This is a genomic window from Bacillus sp. T-10(2022) (assembly GCF_056502895.1).
Genome location: NZ_CP113518.1, coordinates 5,097,841 through 5,113,917 on the forward strand (window position 1 = coordinate 5,097,841; position 16,077 = coordinate 5,113,917).

The 16,077-nt window shown below is 43.0% G+C and carries 15 protein-coding genes; 4 read left to right on the plus strand and 11 right to left on the minus strand.

Annotation, left to right across the window (positions count from 1 at the left end; all coding sequences use genetic code 11):
• Positions 1–15: 15 nt before the first annotated feature.
• From OSJ91_RS25250 to OSJ91_RS25260, 3 genes are all read right to left on the minus strand, one after another.
• On the minus strand, positions 16–2,385 hold the full coding sequence (locus tag OSJ91_RS25250; RefSeq protein WP_350300425.1) for a penicillin acylase family protein: 2,370 nt from the start codon (positions 2,383–2,385) through the stop codon (positions 16–18).
• A gap of 365 nt (positions 2,386–2,750) precedes the next feature.
• Complete coding sequence (locus OSJ91_RS25255) at positions 2,751–3,188, minus strand: hypothetical protein (protein WP_350300426.1); 438 nt, start codon at positions 3,186–3,188, stop codon at positions 2,751–2,753.
• Between the two features lie 181 nt (positions 3,189–3,369).
• A complete protein-coding gene (locus OSJ91_RS25260) occupies positions 3,370–4,233 on the minus strand; it encodes an STAS domain-containing protein (protein ID WP_485890654.1) in 864 nt (287 codons plus the stop codon).
• Between the two features lie 145 nt (positions 4,234–4,378).
• Here OSJ91_RS25260 and OSJ91_RS25265 point away from each other — a divergent pair, with 145 nt between their 5' ends.
• On the plus strand, positions 4,379–4,522 hold the full coding sequence (locus tag OSJ91_RS25265) for a hypothetical protein (RefSeq protein WP_485890655.1): 144 nt from the start codon (positions 4,379–4,381) through the stop codon (positions 4,520–4,522).
• A gap of 107 nt (positions 4,523–4,629) precedes the next feature.
• Here the strand turns inward: OSJ91_RS25265 and OSJ91_RS25270 are convergent, their stop codons facing one another.
• The 4 genes from OSJ91_RS25270 to OSJ91_RS25285 form a co-directional block, all read right to left on the minus strand.
• Positions 4,630–4,959, minus strand: coding sequence for a hypothetical protein (locus tag OSJ91_RS25270; RefSeq protein ID WP_101223592.1), 330 nt, complete (start codon positions 4,957–4,959; stop codon positions 4,630–4,632).
• Positions 4,960–5,058: 99 nt separating this feature from the next.
• Entirely contained in the window at positions 5,059–6,249 is a 1,191-nt protein-coding gene (locus tag OSJ91_RS25275) for an MFS transporter (RefSeq protein ID WP_485890656.1), read from the minus strand.
• A 149-nt stretch (positions 6,250–6,398) separates the two neighbouring features.
• Entirely contained in the window at positions 6,399–7,721 is a 1,323-nt protein-coding gene (locus OSJ91_RS25280) for an APC family permease (RefSeq protein WP_350300430.1), read from the minus strand.
• Between the two features lie 375 nt (positions 7,722–8,096).
• Entirely contained in the window at positions 8,097–8,924 is an 828-nt protein-coding gene (locus OSJ91_RS25285) for an undecaprenyl-diphosphate phosphatase (RefSeq protein WP_350300431.1), read from the minus strand.
• Between the two features lie 147 nt (positions 8,925–9,071).
• Here OSJ91_RS25285 and OSJ91_RS25290 point away from each other — a divergent pair, with 147 nt between their 5' ends.
• On the plus strand, positions 9,072–9,821 hold the full coding sequence (locus OSJ91_RS25290) for a glycerophosphodiester phosphodiesterase (protein WP_413019878.1): 750 nt from the start codon (positions 9,072–9,074) through the stop codon (positions 9,819–9,821).
• Between the two features lie 57 nt (positions 9,822–9,878).
• Here OSJ91_RS25290 and OSJ91_RS25295 read toward each other — a convergent pair whose 3' ends face one another.
• Positions 9,879–10,088 carry an alpha/beta-type small acid-soluble spore protein gene (locus tag OSJ91_RS25295; protein WP_034310322.1) on the minus strand — a complete coding sequence of 70 codons (210 nt, stop codon included), beginning with the start codon at positions 10,086–10,088 and terminating at the stop codon, positions 9,879–9,881.
• Between the two features lie 166 nt (positions 10,089–10,254).
• Between OSJ91_RS25295 and OSJ91_RS25300 the strand changes: the two genes are divergently transcribed.
• A complete protein-coding gene (locus OSJ91_RS25300; protein ID WP_350300433.1) occupies positions 10,255–11,541 on the plus strand; it encodes a glycoside hydrolase family 18 protein in 1,287 nt (428 codons plus the stop codon).
• 244 nt (positions 11,542–11,785) lie between these two features.
• Entirely contained in the window at positions 11,786–12,778 is a 993-nt protein-coding gene (locus OSJ91_RS25305) for a potassium channel family protein (protein ID WP_350300434.1), read from the plus strand.
• Here the strand turns inward: OSJ91_RS25305 and OSJ91_RS25310 are convergent.
• From OSJ91_RS25310 to OSJ91_RS25320, 3 genes are all read right to left on the minus strand, one after another.
• Positions 12,775–13,179, minus strand: a complete 405-nt coding sequence (locus OSJ91_RS25310) for a YugN-like family protein (protein ID WP_350300435.1) — start codon at positions 13,177–13,179, stop codon at positions 12,775–12,777. The genes OSJ91_RS25305 and OSJ91_RS25310 overlap by 4 nt on opposite strands.
• Before the next feature lie 223 nt (positions 13,180–13,402).
• Entirely contained in the window at positions 13,403–14,749 is a 1,347-nt protein-coding gene (locus OSJ91_RS25315; RefSeq protein WP_350300436.1) for a glucose-6-phosphate isomerase, read from the minus strand.
• Between the two features lie 147 nt (positions 14,750–14,896).
• Complete coding sequence (locus tag OSJ91_RS25320) at positions 14,897–16,060, minus strand: iron-containing alcohol dehydrogenase (RefSeq protein WP_485890657.1); 1,164 nt, start codon at positions 16,058–16,060, stop codon at positions 14,897–14,899.
• Positions 16,061–16,077 lie beyond the last annotated feature (17 nt).

Below are 16,077 nucleotides of genomic sequence, written 5' to 3' on the forward strand. Positions count from 1 at the left end.
CTTTTTTTCTGAATATCAGTATGATGGTTTCAATGTCAGCGTGTCACCTATTGGGTCATCTAAAGTGGTTTTATGATAAGTACCTTCTGCCCAATCTTCAAGCTGATCATGGTACCACTCACTTTTCACGTTACCTGATTGACCCGGGCCAACGAGGTGATATCCTTGATTCATGTCGGCTAGGTCGATGACAAATCTCCAGGAGCCGCCATGATTAACGGTTCCATCATCTAAAAATGCCGCCGCCTGTACGGTGACACTGCTGCCGCCTACCGGCATTCCGCCGCCGCTGTTAAATAAATAATTTAATGGGGCGACACTCGATAGCGGGTGGTTAAACCTGACCTGATGATAGTCTCCCCATTCCCAATCAGCTATATCATCCCCTTGTAATTCTTCCAGTTCCGTTAAGGTCTCCTGCAGCGACTTGGCAAGCACCTGCTCAAGTCCGCCTGCCTCTTCAATCCAAGGGCCCGGCTTACCGTCCAGTGCCCGCCTTAGTAGTTCATCGACGGCCGAACGCCTTCCATTAAAGAGGTTGAGGGTTTCCTCCGGTATTTCTTCCTTAAGCAGTACATCACCTATTTTTCTCATCCAGACATTAAAAATCATAGGTGCGGCTTCGTCAACGGAATCAATATGATTCCATTTTTCCAGAATCGTCAGTGCCTGGTCTTCCTGTTTCCCCCATGGACCTTTCAATACATCCACGAATTGAGGAACAAACTCCTTAGCTTGCAAATTCACTGTATCCATCTGCAGGCTTTGCATATCCTCGGCCGTAAGCTTTTTATTGGCTTTTAAAAACTCCTGTATCCTCATCTGACGGTACGGCTGTGCCCAGTTATTGCTGATGTGGTAAGGATAATCGTCTGAGATGACCTTATTATTCGCTGTCGAAATGAATCCCTCTTCCGGATTCACCGTTTTTGGAAGTTCATCAAAGGGAATATAGCCTTTCCACTCAAATTCATCCGTCCAGCCAGGTACAGGCAGCATACTATCGCCTTTTTTCCTGATTGGGATTTTCCCATTCGCCTTATAGGCAATGGTACCGTCGACTGAGGCAAAGACGAAATTCTGGGCCGGCGTTTCGAATTGCAAGAGTGCCTTTTCGAATTCTTTCCAGCTTCCCGCTTTATTCATATTCAGTACCGCTTCAAGCTCGGCAGATGGATCAAGTGCCGTCCACCTTAATGCAAGCACGGTATCTTTTCCGCTTTTCCCGGCAAACTCTGAGACAACCGGTCCATGGCGGGTAACCGTCACTTTATAGTCGAGTGTTTTACCATCCTTCACCTTGATGGGTTCGTCCAAGATTTCAGCTTTTTCCCATTTACCTTTGTAGGAGAATTCTTTCTCGTTTTCCGGGTTTCTCCTCTCAATATACAGATCCTGTACATCCGGACCGGTATTGGTCACACCCCAAGCCACCTTTTCGTTATGACCAAGGATGATTCCCGGAATCCCGGCAAAAATAACACCGCTCACATTGACCGACGGGGCCTCCAAATGCATTTGATACCACACGGACGGTGTAGCTAATCCCAGATGGGGATCATCGGCCAATAACGGCTGACCGGAATCCGTTTTCTTGCCTGAAACTACCCAGTTATTGCTGCCGTTGAATTCATAAGGAATAACGGCCCCTGCAAAACTTTTTTCAATATCCAGTTCTTCCTTACTGATGATATATGGAGCGTTCTTTGGATAATCAGGAAATAAATCATATGCTTTTTCCTTTGGGAACGTTTGCAGCAAATACTGCCTAAACGCCTGATCTTCCCAGTTCCCGCCTAAATCAAAGGCCATATATTTACCGATGGTCAGCGAATCGACGGGTGTCCACGGCTCTGGTTCGTATCCAAGCAGAGTGAACTCCGCCGGCCATTTCCCATTCTCCTTCAATTCATTGATATAAAGATTTACCCCCTCGGCAAACACATCCAAGGCTTCTTTCCCTTCACTTGTATATGCTGCATAAGAGGCTTCAGCCGCCCGCCTCAACCCAAGTGTACGGAAATACTTATCGTTTTTGACGGTTTTCTCACCAATCACTTCACTCAATCTTCCTGAAGCCTGACGCCTGCTTAAATCCATTTGAAATAAACGATCCTGTGCTTGGATATACCCTTGGGCTAAATACAAATCATGTTCATTCGCTGCGTTGATATGCGGGACCCCACTTGAATCCCTCACGACCGTAACCGGTTTCAAAAGACCTGGAAGCGATATTTCCCCCTTCGTTTCCGGCAAGGATCTTGAAAGAAATACATTTGCAGCAATCAAGACAGACAGCAAAAGTATAATCACGATTCCAAAACTCCATAGCACCCGCTTTCTCCACTTCCGTTTTGGCTTTTGCTGAGGTACGGCAACTTCCATCGATTCATCTCCCTCTCTCTCCCCATAAAACTCTCTTTCTTTCTATTTAAGATATTCCGCGTTTCCACCCATCTTTCCTACCAACATGCTTACATTCTCTCTTTTTATTTCAGTAAGGTTGAAAAGGTTCAAGGACGGATTTTTCCTGCGCAAGGTCGAATTATTAACGTGCAAGGTCGAATTATTACCGCTTAAGGACGGATTATACTCGTACAAGGTCGGAATTATTCCGCTCACGTCGGATTACTACCGCGAAAGGTCGAATCGTTACCGTACAAGGTCGATTTACTACTGCGAAATTGCTCCGATAAACATTAAATCAAATGCAAAAACACCGATACAATGTATCGATGTGGCAGGGAATGCTAGCTATTTGCAATAATGTATTCAATCACTTTATCTGCATCGTCTGTATAAAAGAGAGCTTTATCAAAGTCATGGGCCGCCTTCGTCTCCGCTTCCATGTATTCAATCGGGGAGAGGAGACCGAAGATTCTCTTCCATTTATGAGTTTTCTCCAAAAGTTTTCTTTCTTTTTTTATATCCTCTGGTATGAATTCATTAATGATAAAACATGGGTCGGAAAATGAAGGGTCCCCAAAACGTTCATTCAAGGCTCGCAATTTATCCCGATCCCATTCCACCCTTACCAAGTCCGATATGACCGAGACATTTTGGACCGAGTCGAGGATCCGTTTGGACAAAACATCATATTCTTCATCCTCCAGCCCATTATCCGTCATGATTCCTACACAATACCATTTTTCGTAATGTTCTGGTTCTTCATTTTTCTTAAAAAACACTCTTCAACCACCTTCCTTACAACGCTTTACATGTCCTATTTAATTTAAATCAAAAACAACATGTCCGTCCACGTCACTTCACTATAACATGGAGAAATATCGATGGGCGATTAAATATGGGAGCTGCAGGAATGTTAGCCTGACATAGAAAAAAAGATACCCTAAAAAAAGGATACCTCCATCATACTGGCTGAAGTGCCAGCCCTCTTTGATTAAACAGATATTCCAAGGCCTGTCTGAACGATAGAAAGGCTTTTACCTGATTTGCGAAATCAAGTTTGACGATCTCTTTCACGACATCAGGGGTAAAACCGACAAACATCGTCTCCGTTCCCATCAACGCCAGTGCCCCCACTAATTGATCCAGCAGGGAGAGCATATTGCCTTCCTTCGTAAAGGTAATTCCCGAGAAATCCATGATCAATACTTCCGCATGCAGATCTGCACATTTTTGCAGCACCGTCGATTGCATCGACTCCATTCTCCAATCGTCAATGCGTCCGATCAACGGTAAGAGCAGCACATCCTTTAATACGGTCTGAACGATCGGGGTGGACAATTCTTCCATGACTTCTTGGTTTTCTTTTATCTTCTGCAAAGAATCGTTTGCCATTTTCGCCATTTCTTTATAATGATTCACGTAACTGATACTTACACAGTGTATGAACTGGTCCAGGATTGCATCAATTATCGAGCTTGCCTTTAACAGAATTTCAATGGAGTAATAGCGATTGCTCACCTCTTCTTCAATGAAACTCCAGAAAAGGTTCCGCACAAGCTGTGCTTCCTCAATATTCTTATCTAAAGGAATGCCCATATCCACGATGCGCTTACCTATTTCCATACCCGTTATTTTCATACTTTCCATTGCTTGTGCCTTTCCATGAATCAAGGCATCTGCATGAATTTGAATAAGCTTTGACCGTACCTCTTTACTGGTTTCAAAATCATAGAGCGGTTCCTCTTCTTCAAACAACTCGATATGCTCCACTAAGATATATTTAAATTTTTCAATTTTTTCACCGATCATTCTTAATTCTTCCATGTAGACCTCCCATACAGGGCTTTTATCACATTTTATCAAATAATGAATGGTTAAGGATATAAAATCCTTCTATTACCAATATGATAATAGACGTTTACCCTTTTCTTTATAAGGGTATTATGATATATGACTTGGAGGGATTATCATGAAAAAAGATCAACAGGACTTCGAATCTGAAAACATGAGCGATTTAGTCGAACTCATAAACAGTAAAAATAACAGCCGCAGAATCTTGAATGTACTTCGGCGTAATAAAAAGGATAAAAGTAAAAGCAAAGATAAAAAATGAAAAACCCAGTCCAAAATGGTCTGGGTTTTTTCATTGGATAAAATAAAAGTGCTGAGTTTGTTTATTAAGCAAACTCAGCTCTCCCGTCATTAACTATTGAAAAGCCACTACCTTTTTCTCCTGATTTCCTTCACATGGTTTCCTTCAGTGGTAATATAGACTGTTTCATCAATTTTGTATGTTAAATAACGGTCACAATCAATTTCCAATGTTTTCCCATTGCTGAATTTCATTGCGCAATTGGATCCCTCTTCGGTTTCCGTAACATCAATGACTTCGTTCGTCTTAAAACCGACTGCCTTGCCATCGGAGAAATGAGGATAGTATTTTTCAACAATCTCCACCTTTTCCAATCTGCCCGGACTTGTTAAGTATACAACGAATAATATAATTAAAACGGCTATTAACCCAATGAGAATTACTGCTTTTCGATTCACTCTATCTATTACCCTCTTCTCTTATCAATCTATTATTCAATATCCATTTTCACTAGATTATATTCAGCATTCCGGAAAAACATGATAGAAAAGATCATTTTATTTAACGATTTTCTTTTCAACCATCATCACACAAGCAGCAGCAAGGATGATCAGGATCGACACAGCCGAGATGACCCCTCCCCAGCCGAACTTCATCAGGAATAAACCGCCTGATGCCCCCACTATACTTGATCCCGCATAGTAAAACAGGAGATATAAAGCGGATGCTTGTGCCTTTTCACTCTTATCAGCCAAGCTTCCGACCCAGCTGCTCGCAATTGAATGAGCTCCAAAAAAGCCAAATGTAAACAGTGCAAGCCCCATTATTTTCAGCAATAGCGGATCCAATAAGGTTAAAAGGGCGCCCATCAGCATGATAGCGATTCCGGTAAGAAGTACAATCCTTCGAGTATATTGATCGGCGAGCTTTCCCATCCATGTAGAACTAAATGTCCCCACAAGATAGATTATGAAAATGAAGCCAATCAATGTTTGTGATAAATGATATGGCGGTCCCATTAAAGGTATACCCACAAAGTTATAAACGGTAACGAACGAGCCCATTAATAGGAAGGCCATGCCGAATAAGAGTACTAGTCGGCTATTCCTTAAGTTATTGATAAGGGAGGTTTTGATTCTCGACATTGAGACTCCTGCGCGGACGGCATGCTGCGAAGGCGGAAGCATCCACCAAAAAGCCAGACTGATGATCAAACTTAAAGCTCCAAGGCTTCCAATCGCTATGTTCCATGAGAAATGGTCTGTCAGCACCCCGACAATCAGCCTGCCAGCCAATCCGCCGATACTCGAACCGCTCACATAGATTCCCATCACATAGCCAAGGCTTTTCGGATGAAACTCTTCATTGATATAGGCCATCGCAATGGCCGGGAAACCTGCAAGCACCGCTCCTTGAATCGCCCGTATTGCAATCAGGATGTATAGATCATCCTGTATGAAGCTGACACATATGGATAACAATGCAGACAGAGTGAGCGCCGTCCCCATTATTTTTTTCCTATCGATATTTTCTGAGAAAAAAGAAACAAGCAATAAACAGAGTGCAAGCGTTCCTGTTGCGAAAGATAATGTAAGGCTTGCCATTGCAGGAGAGACTCCGAATTGCTTTGCGAAAACCGGAATGACCGGTTGGGTACTATACAGATCCGCAAACGTTACAAAGCTACCAAGAAATAAAGCCAAGATTGTTTTCCTGAATGATTTACCAGCAGGCTCGATATAATTCACTTTTGTTCAGACCCTTCACTATTTAACTTTCCCCCTATGTTAATACGAACTTCCCGAGTTGTCTATTTCGTCACTTTTGTCCAACGGGAAAATTTCATTCCAGCAACTTATAAAAAAAACCTTCACTGCATGCAGTGAAGGTTTTTTCATTAATTTGAACGTTTACCATCCCGCTCACTTTTCTTCAGGAGCCAGTACACTGGCATACCGATAATGAGGATGATCACTGAGTACAGGGCATTTAAAGGTGTTTGGATTAATGTGCTTAAAACAATATATATTGCGCCAGCAATCGCCACGATGGGGATGAATGGGTAAAACGGCACTTTATACGTTTTTGCATCCGGATCTTTTCTGCGTAAGATGAAGACCGCAAAGAAGGCTAATCCATAAAAACAGAAGACAGAGAAAACAGCCATATTGGTAAGTTTGTCAGGGTCTGTTGCAACCATCATAATGATTGCAATAATCACTTGCAATACCGTCGCATTTATAGGCGTTTTAAACTTGGGCGATATTTTTCCGATTTGTTTATGGCCTGGTATCATTTTATCAGTCGCCATCGCCAAGGTAATGCGCGGAAAGGTCAAAAGCTTTCCGTTCAAGCAACCGAAGATTGAAATTGCTATTCCGATCGATATCAATTTCCCGCCCAATTCACCGAATAAAAGCGTTGCTGCAACATTCGCTGCATTCGTACCATGCGCAATGACTCCCTCTGCCCCCAATACATGAAGCATGGCAAGGTTCACAGCCAAGTAAGCGACCATGACCACGACTAATCCCGTTATGATTGCCCGCGGCAATGTTTTCTGTGGGTTTTTCATTTCCCCTGCCATGAAGCCGACATTCATCCAGCCATCATACGCCCAAAGCGTAGCCAAAATCGCACCGGCCATACTGATTTTCATTGAACTTTCACTATTCATATTGAATACAGGCATATCACCTTGTGCGATACCGAACACCGCTATGAAAATGATTGGGATCAATTTAGCAACGGTCGATAAGGTTTGGATGATACCGCCGTATTTTGTCCCCAGAAGATTCATGCCTGCTATAAATACGATCGTAAAAATCCCTATCGCCAAAGTGTAGCCTGGAGCGATCTTAAATATTCCTGCAACTAATATCCCGAAGTATAAGCTGAGCGCGCCCATGACTGCAGGTCCGTATACCAATGTCTGAACCCAGCCACATAGGAATCCCCATGCTTTTCCGTACACTTCTTCCATATAGACATATAAGCCGCCAGTTTTAGGAATCCGTGTACTCACTTCCGCAATCGTCAACCCACTTGCAAGGGTAATCAGACCGCCTATCAGCCAAGCTAACAAGGCCATGGTTGAATTACCGCTTAACTCAAGCACGTCACCAGGTCTCATGAAAATACCAGAACCGATAACTGTACCAACTACAATAGATGTTCCAACCCAAAAGCCAATCGTTTTCTTCAATTGGTCATTTCCCATGTTGTCCTCCCCAGGTGTACACATGTACTTTATTTATACTAAAATTATATCATATAAATTATACGGAAATAGTTTATGTAATCATTTGAATATTACAATAAATACCCAAACACGTTGGTGTCATTACGCTCAGGCAGCTTTATTTCATTTATATTTTTTTTACTAATTATGTCTGAAACTGCACTAAAAACCGAATATTTTTTTATTATAAAAAGATTTATTGAGTTTTTACTCAATAATGACGAATTAAAAACTACAGAATTCAATTATCATTCGTCATGATTTTGATGGGAATCCTGATTATTTTCGGACACACAAAAAAACCACCCCGAATCAACGGGGTGGTTCCTCTCCTCTTTCAAGCTTCATTTCGCATTACCAAATAATGAATAGAAGCACAACCGCCAAGACGATCCGGTAAATGGCAAAAGGAGTCAATTTAACTTTATTGATTAAAATCAGGAAAAAGCGGATACAGAATAATGCAAAGATAAATGCACTGATGAAACCTGCAATAAAGAATGGCAGAACTTCAGGTGTGAAGTGTTCCCAGTATTTCACGATTTTCAACAAACTGGCACCAGCCATGATCGGCACTGCCATGATGAACGTGAAATCGGAAGCCGCCCGGTAGCTCATTCCCAATAGCACTCCACCGGAAATGGTCGAGCCTGAACGCGAGAATCCCGGCCATAGTGACAAACATTGAATTAACCCTACACCGAAGGCTTGTTTATAAGTGATTTGGTCAACCGTTTCTGCAGTCAGCTTTGGACGGAATTTATCCGCAGCAATCATCAAAAACGCACCCAAGAACAAGCCGACGATAACCGTCTTCATCGTAAATAAATGATCATCAATGTAATCTTCGAATAATAGACCTAAAACGCCAGCCGGTAACAAGCCGACGATAACCTGCAATAGGTTAAGCTTTGGACCGTTCACAGCAGATGTGCCTTTCAGCTTCCTTAAACCAAGCAAGTCCATGAATCGTCCCCAGAAGAGCACGACTACGGCGAGTATCGAACCAAGTTGGATGACTACCTTGAAGGCATTGGCCACTTCACTCCCGAAAAGCTCTTTCGAATTCAGCCATAAATCATCGACGATAATCATATGCCCTGTAGACGATACAGGAGCAAATTCAGTTAATCCTTCTACAAGACCAAGAATAACTGCAACAAAAATTTCCCACATATTCATTTTATTCACCTCATAATTCGAACACCTATTTATGGAAATATCATATGTATTTTACTCGTTGTTTAAAATATTGTCTATTAAACATTGCTGAAACAATTTACGGGTACATGTATGATAGGGTTCAAGATAAAGTTTAAAGGGGAAGTGATGATTTTGCAAAACATACTGATTTTCGCTCATAGAGGTTCCAAGGGGACGCATCCTGAAAATACCATGGCTGCATTTCAAAAGGCGGCAGAAATCGGTGCCGAGGGGATCGAGTTCGACGTCCATCTCAGTTCTGATGGTGAATTGGTCATCATCCATGATGAAACATTAGATCGAACGACCACCCTTACTGGTTATGTAAAGGATCATTCGGGACAAAAACTGAAAACGGCTGATGCCGGGAGTAAATTTTCCAATGAATTCCTTGGGGAGCAGATTCCTTTTTTAATGGACGTTTTCGACTGGGCTATGGGAAATGCTTTATTGATGAATATCGAAATCAAAACGGATAAACTCGCTTACGAAGGAATTGAACAGAAGATAATTGATTTAATTCGTCAATATGGAATGGAAAATCGGGTGATCCTCTCTTCCTTCAACCATAAATCCATTGAAAAAGTGAAGATGCTTGCCCCAGATCTTGAACGTGCATTATTGTTCGAGGGACTACCTGAAAACTTCGAAGAAATCTTACGTGATAAAAAGGAATCGGGTTTTCATCCAGATAAAAACAGCCTGACTCCAGCAGTTAGAGAAAAAGCGAAAAAACTTGGATATAAAATCCGGCCTTGGGTCGCCAATGATGAAGCCGACATCGTCAGGCTGGCAGAGTTGGGAGTCGACGTCATCATGACCGATTTCCCTGAAAAGGCAATCAAGATTTTAAAAGCTTGGCAGTCACATGGCTGAACGCGAAAGAGAAGGAGCGATGCCCCTTCTCTTTCAAATCCATATTTATTCAATTAATTAACGAGAAAAGTTTGAACCGCCTAGTTGTTGTTCAGCCATTTGAACCAAACGTTTTGTGATTTCCCCACCAACAGATCCGTTAGCGCGAGAAGTAGTGTCAGCACCTAGGTTTACACCAAATTCACTAGCGATTTCATTTTTCATTTGTTGTAGAGCTTGTTCTGCACCAGATACTAAAAGTTGATTGCTGTTATTGTTGTTTGCCATGTGTTTTCACCTCCTACTAATATTAATTAGCATTTTAAGCTTAAATTATTATTGCCAATTTATTGTATTTTTTCATCTGTGTTTCTCACAATCCTAAGCTCTTTATCATGAATTTCTTTTTATGCTCATAAACTGTTAGGAAACTTTCAGTAGGAGGGAAAAGAAATTGCAAATACATGTGGTTAGGCCAGGCCAGACGTTATATGGCATCGCCCAGACGTACAGCGTAACCGTTGACAGGCTAGTTGAATCAAATAAGATCCCTAACCCAAATAATCTTGTTTCGGGGCAGGCCCTTGTCATTCCAATCGTCGGCAGTTATTATTTCGTTCAACCGGGTGATAGTCTTTATTCCATTTCCCAAAGGGTTGATGTCCCTGTTCAAGAATTGGCAAATATAAATGGCATTTCCGAAAATCAAATCCTATCAGTTGGATACCGGCTCTATATTCCGGCACGGAGGAAAAGGACCGCCGAATTTAACGGCTATGTCGAGCCGAGGGGTACGACGGTTGCACCGGCCCTTGAAACGGCTGCCAGGGAAGCTGCGCCCTATTTAACCTACCTAGCCCCTTTCAGCTTCCAGGCGCTGCGAGACGGCTCCTTAAAAGAGCCATTACTCAATGACTTCCCTGCCATCGCCAGAGAAAATAAAAATGTCCTGATGATGGTGATCACGAATCAGGAGAATGACCAATTCAGCGATGAGCTCGGGCGAATCATCTTAACGAATACTTCCGTTCAGAATAAGTTCCTGAACAATATTGTTACAACGGCTAAGAAATATGGTTTCCGCGATATCCACTTTGACTTTGAGTATTTACGGCCGGCCGACAGAGAAGCCTATAATCAATTTCTCCGAAAAGCCAGGGATCGCTTCAAGAAGGAAGGATGGTTCATTTCCACGGCACTGGCCCCTAAAACAAGTGCTGAGCAAAAAGGCCGCTGGTATGAAGCCCATGACTATAAAGCACATGGTGAAATCGTCGACTTCGTCATCATCATGACATATGAATGGGGATATAGCGGCGGACCCCCAATGGCAGTTTCACCTATTGGACCTGTTCGGGATGTTCTCGAATATGCCGTCACCGATATTCCTTCCAACAAGATCCTGATGGGGCAAAATCTATATGGCTATGATTGGACCCTGCCTTTTGTACAGGGAACCACTGCCAGGGCCGTGAGTCCGCAGCAGGCCATCCAGCTTGCGGCGGACAATGATGTTTCCATCGAGTATGATGAAACCGCACAGGCGCCGCACTTCAATTATACCGATATTGAGGATAGGCAGCATGAGGTGTGGTTTGAAGATGCCAGATCCATTCAGGCAAAATTCGATTTACTCAAAGAATTGAACCTAAGGGGAATGAGTTATTGGAAGCTCGGCCTAGCCTTCCCTCAAAACTGGCTGCTCATCAGTGATAACTTCAACGTACGGAGAAGGGTTTAACAAAAGATAAAGGAATACCGAAGCTGAAACGGGCATATAATCAATCATCGAGCATGAAGTCCATTCAGGATACGTGACTCAGCACCAAAAGCCTTCCGACATCTTCCGGAGGGCTTTTATCATTTACCGTAATTCGATAGTCAATATGCCGATATTCATCATTGAAAGTTTGTCTGTCCGGACCCTTATGAGCCAAGCCTTTTTTGACCATACTATAAGGAACAGCTCAAAGGGTGTGAAAAAAATGATTCGAATCGGTCCATACATCAGTACCGTTCCCAGATTCCCGCGTTTCATCAGATTGCTTTCCATCATCGCATTATTTTTACTTTCATTCGGGGTCTTGATCCACATTGTGGAGCCGAAGAGATTCCCCACCTTACTTGATGGCATCTGGTGGGCAATCGTGACGATGTCAACGGTCGGTTATGGAGATTTCACTCCCGTGACCAATCTTGGTAAAATCATTGGGATGGTCCTCATTTTGTCAGGCGCTGGCCTGATTACCTCTTATTTTGCGTACATCGCTAAAATTTCCATATCCAATGAACAGCAATTTCTAACAGGAAAGAAAGTATTCAGCGGCGGCGGACATATTATCATTGTGGGCTGGAATGGCCGTTCCAAGAGAATCATCCAAAACATTCATGATCGTAAGCACCATCAATCCATTGTCCTTATCGATGATACACTGCAAAAGCACCCGCTTCCAAGAACGAATATCCACTTTATCCAAGGAAAAGCTACATTGGATTCCGTTTTGCAGAAAGCCAATATTAAACAAGCCATGCGCGTCCTGATCACGGCTGATCTTAAACAAGACGAGCTGCAAACGGATATGTTCTCGATATTAACGTTACTGGCCGTCAAAGGGCTGAATCCGCATGTGTATTGTCTCGTGGAAATATTGACACATGAACAAAAGGAAAATGCTTTACGGGCTGGGGCGGACGGTATAGTCGAAACGAATAAATTCGCGAGTGAATATATGCAGGATTGCTTATCGAAGGGGATCATGACGGAAGCCAGAGAACAAAATGAGCGGGATGGATTGAGCCTCAAACAGCTGCCCATCCAGGATGACTGGGTGGAATTGACGTTCAAACAGTTGAACGTTAAGCTATTCGATCAAGACATTTTATTGGTCGGCATCATTTCAGGAGGCAAGACCTTAATCAAGCCCCCCGGAGATGTAATCATACATCGTGATGACACCCTGCTCATTATTGAAGATTAATGTAATAAAAGCTTTTCCAAATCACGGACAAGCGTTTTTCCTAATGAGATATAGTTTTCCGGAAATTCAGCATCCGGATTTTCAGGCTCGGCAAACTGATTGAAGGAGGCGGAGAGGTTTCCGATATTTCCTTCATCGTCGATCCCGTCCTCGTACTTATGAGATAACAAAAACGGTTGTAAGAGTTCGACCATTACCCCGTCCTGATCGAGTGAACCATCAACAGCCTTGAAAGGGACTCTCAAGAATTGGTAGCCATCACTGTCATCAATCTTATAATCAAAAGACCCGTGGTCATAATCCCATCCTCCGCCAATCGCATATCCTACCGGTTTTAACTTCGTCTCCAGATCGAACAAACCGAATGTTTTCCCTTCCAATTGAGAAGAAATTTTAATCATTGTATAAAACCTCTTTCGCTAATTTTCTATTAGCTTAACCAAAGTGCCTTAAAAAAAACCTGGCCTGGCCTATTGTTCCTTCAATTGGAAAAAGGAATGGGAGTTCCAAGCTCCCCTTACGCTTTTGTGAAGTTTCCTTCTCTTCGCCTGACACTACTTTAGCTTTTCAAACAGAAAAAAAAGGCACCAAGCTGGATGTAATTCCAGCTTGATGCCTTTTTTATTATAAGCGCTGTTCGAGCTCAGCTTTTTTCTTTTCATAACCAGGCTTGCCTAAAAGAGCAAACATGTTCACCTTATAGGCTTCCACTCCAGGCTGATCAAATGGATTTACACCCAGTAAGTAACCGCTCATTGCACAAGCTTTCTCGAAGAAATATACCAGGTAGCCAAAAGTATAAGCATCGAGTTGCGGAACCGTTACGATCAGGTTTGGAACGCCACCGTCCGTATGGGCTAACAGCGTACCCTCAAATGCTTTATTATTCACGAATTGTACCGTTTCACCTGATAGGTAATTCAGGCCGTCCAAGTCATTGGCCGCTTCTTCAACCAATATTTCATGACGGGCCTTTTCCACCTTGATGACTGTTTCAAAAAGGTCACGCCGTCCTTCCTGAACATACTGCCCTAATGAATGAAGGTCGGTCGAGAAGTTAGCCGATGAAGGAAATATCCCTTTTTGATCCTTTCCTTCACTTTCTCCAAATAACTGTTTCCACCACTCAGAGAAGTATTGAAGTCCAGGCTCATAGTTTATCAGCATTTCAATCGTTTTCCCTTTATTGTAAAGGATATTCCGAACCGCCGCATATTGGTAAGCCTGATTCTCACCTAGCTCGGAAGAACTGAAGTCCGCCCTAGCACGCTCGGCTCCCTCCATGATTTGATCGATATCCGCCCCGCTGACCGCAATCGGAAGCAGTCCTACAGCCGTTAAGACCGAGTAACGTCCGCCAACATCATCAGGAATGACGAAAGTTTGGAAACCTTCCTCCGTTGCTACCGTTTTTAATGCGCCCTTTTCTTTATCAGTGGTCGCATAAATGCGGCTCTTAGCTTCTTCAACACCGTATTTTTGTTCCAGCAGTTTCCGGAAAATCCTGAAGGCCAGAGCAGGCTCCGTGGTCGTACCGGATTTAGAGATGACATTGATCGAGAAATCCCTATTTTCCAATAGGTCCATTACGTCCTGCATATATGTAGAGCTTATATTATTACCCACAAATAAAATTTGCGGTGCATTTCTTTTATCCGACGGTAAAATGTTATAAAAACTATGTTGAAGCATCTCAACCGCCGCTCGTGCTCCCAGGTATGATCCGCCGATTCCGATAACCAGCAGCACATCTGAATCTTCTTTTATTTTCGCTGCCGCTTTCTTGATCCTTGAGAACTCTTCTTTATCATAATTGGCGGGTAAATCAAGCCAGCCAAGATATTCATTGCCTGCCCCTGTCTGCTCATGCAGGGAATGGTGTGCCACTTTTACAGCATCCTGTAAATAAGTAATTTCATGCTCCCCGAAAAACGGCAGGGCTTTTGAATAATCGAAACGAATATGGGCCATTCAAATTCCTCCTTGAATTCTTTAGTTTCCCTTTCACTTTATCTGATGTAATTCTCATAATCAAGAAATCGATCATGTAAATAACGAATTATGCATATAAAGCAATCTCCCACCCGGCAAGGTGGGAGAGCGGATCATATCACTTGTTTATAATGAAGCCCGTAAAATGGCAAGGACATCTTCACGGTTCAGGACCTTGAATCGTCCAAATTCCCCTCTGCTCATCGCTTTATCAGCCATGACTTCCAATTGTGAGTCATCGATGCCATAATCCGAAAGATTGGTCGGCGCCCCTAAGCTGCTCCAAAATGACCTAAGTCTTTCAATGCCTTCAAGGGCCGCTTCCTCATCCGTTTTACCTTCCGGATCTACATGGAATACACGGACTGCAACTTGTTTAAAGCGTGCGACATTTTCTTGGAGCACATGCTTCATCCAATTTGGGAATAAGATGGCCAATCCCCCTGCATGCGGGATATCATAAACAGCTGAAACGGCATGTTCAATGTTATGCGTTGCCCAATCACCGCTGTAACCAACCCCAAGCGACCCATTCAAGGCTAGGTTTCCAGCATACAGGATAGTGGCCCGGTGCTCATAATCCTCCAGGTCTTCCAATAGTTTAGGTGCTGTTTCAATCACCGTAGATAACAGCGATTCACAAAAACGGTCTTGCAGCGGTGCATGCGTTTCCGGGTGGAAGTACGTTTCGAACACATGTGACATCATATCGACCATTCCGTATACCGTCTGGTCTTTCGGTACTGAAAAAGTATTTTCAGGATCCAAAATGGAGAATTGCGGAAATACCAATGGACTTCCCCATCCGTATTTCTCTTTCGTTTCCCAGTTTGTTATGACAGATCCGGAATTCGCCTCAGAGCCTGTTGCAGCTAAAGTCAGCACCGTTCCAAATGGAAGGGCCTCTTCGACTGGTGCCTTCTTGATGACAAGATCCCATGGATCCCCCTCATATTTAGCACCCGCAACGATGGCCTTTGTAGCGTCTATAACGCTTCCTCCTCCAACAGCAAGGACAAAGTCGATACCATTTTCTTTACAAAGGTCAACACCTTTCCGGACTGTCGAGATGCGTGGATTCGGTTCAACTCCGGAAAGTTCGTGCACCTCTGCATTGATCTCTTTCAAGGCATTGACCACTTTTTCATATAAACCATTTTTCTTTATGCTTCCTCCACCGTATACAAGTAAAACTTTATCGCCATACGCAGGAATTTCAGTTTTTAAGCTTTCAAGCTGACCTTTCCCGAAAATTACTTTAGTAGGATTCTTATATGTGAAATTCTCCAATGGTATCTCTCCTTTAA